This window comes from Glycomyces xiaoerkulensis (genome assembly GCF_002798405.1).
GTDB lineage: Bacteria > Actinomycetota > Actinomycetes > Mycobacteriales > Micromonosporaceae > Glycomyces > Glycomyces xiaoerkulensis.
The window spans coordinates 1-4,241 of sequence record NZ_PGGV01000006.1; the positions used below are offsets into that span (position 1 = coordinate 1).

The following is a 4,241-nucleotide window of genomic DNA, read 5'->3' on the forward strand; positions in this document are numbered from 1 at the left end:
TACGGGTCCGGCGAGGCGCAGGTCGTCGCGCTCCGCGACGTCTCGGTCGAATTCACCTCCGGCGTCCTCACCGCCATCATGGGCCCCTCCGGCTCAGGCAAGTCGACCCTGATGCACTGCCTCGCCGGCCTCGACACCACCGACCGCGGCTCGGTGAGCATCGGCGAGTCCACCATCACCGGCCTCAACGACAAGGCCCTCACCAAGCTGCGCCGCGACAAGATCGGCTTCATCTTCCAGCAGTTCAACCTCCTGCCCACGCTCACCGCCGAGGAGAACATCACCCTCCCGGCCGCCATCGCCGGCACCAAGGCCGACCCCGAGTGGGTCCGCCGCATCATCGACACCCTCGACCTGGCCGACCGCCTCGACCACAAGCCCACCGAGCTGTCCGGCGGCCAGCAGCAGCGCGTGGCCTGCGCCCGCGCCCTCGCCTCACGGCCCGAGGTCGTGTTCGCCGACGAACCCACCGGCAACCTCGACACCCGCTCCGGCGCCGAAGTCCTCCGCTTCCTGCGCACCAGCGTCGACGAATTCGGCCAGACCATCTGCATGGTCACCCACGACCCCAACGCCGCCGCCTACGCCGACCGCGTCGTGTTCCTCGCCGACGGCCAAGTCGTCGACGACATGCAGGACCCCACCGCCGAGGCGATCATCGACAAGATGAAGCACTTCGAAGAGCTGGTCGCCGCCGCCGAGAACCAGAAGGCCGCCTAATCCATGTTCCGCGCCACCCTGAAGGGAATGGCAAGCCGCAAAGCCCGGCTTGTCCTCACCAGCCTCGCCGTCGTCCTCGGCACCATGTTCGTCGCGGCGGCAATGATCCTCACCTCCACCATGGCCAACTCCGTCAGTGGCCTCATCTCCGACGCCTACTCGGGTGTCGACGCCGTCGTAACCCGCGAAAGCTCCGACGGAGGCTTCGAGGACGACACGTTCCAGCCCGAAACGGACGGCATCCCCCACGACCTGATCGACACCGTCGAATCGGTCGACGGCGTCGATCGCGTGGCCGGCGAGGTCAGCGGCCAGGTCAACGCCATCGACCCCGACGGCAAACTCGTCGGCGCCTTCCAGCCCACCATCGGCCTCAACTGGGAGGCGAACGCCGATGACGACGAGTACATTGAATTGAGGGAAGGGCACGGGCCCACGGCCGACGACGAGATCGCCGTCTCGGCCAAGTTCATCACCGATTCCGGCTACGAACTGGGCGACACCGTCACCATCTACTCCTACACCGCCGACCGGGCCGACTACACCATCGTCGGCGTGTACGGGCTCACCGGAGACCGCGACTCGCTCGCCGGCGAGACGCAGGTCGGCTTCACCACGGCCGCGGCGCAGCGACTGCTCACCGGGGGCGAGGACGTGTACCTCACCCTCTATGCGTACGGCGACGTCGACACCGACGCCATCGCCGCGGCCGTCGGAGACGACTACAAGGTGCAGACCGGGCAAGAGGCCAGCGACGAGGCCGCCGAAGGCCTGGCGGTGCTCGCCGACGTCATGGGATACATCTTCCTCGGCTTCGGTCTGGTCGCCGTCTTCGTATCGGTGTTCCTGATCATCAACACCTTCACCATCATCGTGGCCCAACGCCAGCGCGAGCTGGCGCTGCTGCGCGCCATCGGCGCCGGCCGCGGCCAGGTGGTCCGCTCGGTGCTCACCGAGGCGGTGGTCATCGGAACCGTCGCCGCCGCCATCGGCTTCGGACTCGGCATCCTGCTGGGTTGGGGGCTGTCGCAGATCGTCGGCTCGTCGCTGTTCGACGACATGCCGGTGCAGTTGCAGATCCCGCCGACCACGCTGTGGGCCCTGGCGGTCGGCATCGGCGTGACGGTGCTCTCGGCGCTCATTCCCGCCCTCAAAGCGGCCCGAGTGCCGCCGGTGGCGGCCATGCGGGATGCGGCCAATCCACCCAAACCGCTGCGCGGCATCACCATCGCCGGGGCGCTCGTCGCCGCCGCCGGCGGGACGCTGCTCGGGCTGGGACTGACCGACAACCTGGGCGACGGCTCGCTGACCGGCATCCTGGTCGGGGTCGGCATCGCATTCGTGGGCGTCACCATGCTCACTCCGATCCTGGCCCGGCCGATCGTGGCGGGCCTCGGAGTGCTGATGTCGTGGACCTTCCCCGGGAGGCTCGGCAAGATCAACGCCGGCCGCAATCCGCGGCGTACCGCCATCACCGCGTCGGCGCTGATGATCGGCGTCGCTCTGATCACGGGTATCGCCACGATCGTGGCGAGCTTCAAATCGACCATGTCCGAAGTGCTGGATTTGAACCTCAATTCGGACTTGATCGTCAGCGGCTCGCAGACCGGTGCGAACGTACCGTCGTTCTCCCCTGAGACGCTCGCCGAGCTGAAGGAACTGCCGGAGGTCGATCGGGTCGGCGACGTCTACGTCGACTTCATGGGCCCTCAGGTCGACGGTAGCGACGTCGCGCTGGCGGCCAGTGAGGACTTGGAGACGAGTCTGGAGGTGTTCGGCGGCACGGTCGCCGAAGGCTCCGTCACCGGTCTCCAGGACGACTCACTGGTGATCAACGACTCCGTCGCCGAAGATCGCGACCTGGCGCTCGGCGACACCGTCGAAGTCACCTTCGGCGACGGGAGCACGATGACCGGGCGCGTCGACGCGATCCTCGACGACTACGCGCTGACCGACGGCTGGTGGACCTCACCGGAGCAGATCGAGCACTTCACACTGCCGAAACCGATGCAGGCCTACCTCGACGTCGCCGACGACGCCGACGTGGCGGCGGTCCAGGACCGGGTCCGCGACGTTCTGGCCGATGAACCCGAGGTCAATGTGGCCAACAACGCCGAGTTCGTGGACGAGCAGTCCAGCCAACTGGACTTCCTGCTGCTCAGCGTCCAGATCCTTTTGGCGCTCGCGATCATCATCGCGATCATCGGCGTGGTCAACACGCTCGTGCTGTCCGTTCTCGAACGGACCCGCGAGCTGGGGCTCCTGCGGGCGGTCGGCATGACACGCGGCCAGGCCAGGCGGATGATCACCGTCGAAAGCGTATTGATCTGCGTGTTCGGCGCGGTGCTCGGCATCGGGGTCGGCGTCGGCCTCGGCTGGGCGGTCCAGCAGGCGCTGGAGTCCGAAGGACTGTCGTCGTTCGCCCTGCCCTGGGGCCTGATGGCGATCTATCTGATCGCGGCCGTGATCGTGGGCCTGCTGGCCGCGATCGCGCCGGCCGCACGGGCGGCCAAACTCAACGTGCTGGGCGCCATCGCCTACGAGTAGTCCAGCCCGTAACCGACCAAATCAAGGAAACCGGGAAGAGCGAGGGGCGGCGCCGTCGGCGCCGCCCCTCCGCGCGTCCGGCCGCGCGCCGCTCCGCCGTTCGGCCGAGGCCGACGCGGCGCTTCCCCCTTCGGTAGGAGCCGAAGTCCCGTCCGCAGGCCGAAGTCCCCGGAGCCGCGAACTCATAGCCTTGGTCGCACCTGAATGGAACGCCGTCCCAGAGAGGCAAACCAGTGCCACTAGCAAATCCCCCGGCGCCACCCGCGACTCGCTCGGCCGTCACCGCCACGGGCCTGTGGAGGGCTTACGGGTCCGGCGAGGCGCAGGTCGTCGCGCTCCGCGACGTCTCGGTCGAATTCACCTCCGGCGTCCTCACCGCCATCATGGGCCCCTCCGGCTCAGGCAAGTCGACCCTGATGCACTGCCTCGCCGGCCTCGACACCACCGACCGCGGCTCGGTGAGCATCGGCGAGTCCACCATCACCGGCCTCAACGACAAGGCCCTCACCAAGCTGCGCCGCGACAAGATCGGCTTCATCTTCCAGCAGTTCAACCTCCTGCCCACGCTCACCGCCGAGGAGAACATCACCCTCCCGGCCGCCATCGCCGGCACCAAGGCCGACCCCGAGTGGGTCCGCCGCATCATCGACACCCTCGACCTGGCCGACCGCCTCGACCACAAGCCCACCGAGCTGTCCGGCGGCCAGCAGCAGCGCGTGGCCTGCGCCCGCGCCCTCGCCTCACGGCCCGAGGTCGTGTTCGCCGACGAACCCACCGGCAACCTCGACACCCGCTCCGGCGCCGAAGTCCTCCGCTTCCTGCGCACCAGCGTCGACGAATTCGGCCAGACCATCTGCATGGTCACCCACGACCCCAACGCCGCCGCCTACGCCGACCGCGTCGTGTTCCTCGCCGACGGCCAAGTCGTCGACGACATGCAGGACCCCACCGCCGAGGCGATCATCGACAAGATG

3 protein-coding genes are annotated in these 4,241 nt (G+C 68.3%); all 3 read left to right on the forward strand.

Annotated features, from left to right (window positions below; translation table 11 throughout):
- On the forward strand, positions 1–720 hold a 720-nt coding region (locus CUT39_RS02080; protein WP_100444300.1), incomplete at its 5' end, for an ABC transporter ATP-binding protein.
- Positions 721–747: 27 nt separating this feature from the next.
- A complete protein-coding gene (locus CUT39_RS02085; protein WP_198586801.1) occupies positions 748–3,267 on the forward strand; it encodes an ABC transporter permease in 2,520 nt (839 codons plus the stop codon).
- 293 nt (positions 3,268–3,560) lie between these two features.
- A partial coding sequence (locus CUT39_RS21390; RefSeq protein WP_100444302.1) for an ABC transporter ATP-binding protein occupies positions 3,561–4,241 on the forward strand: 681 nt, incomplete at its 3' end.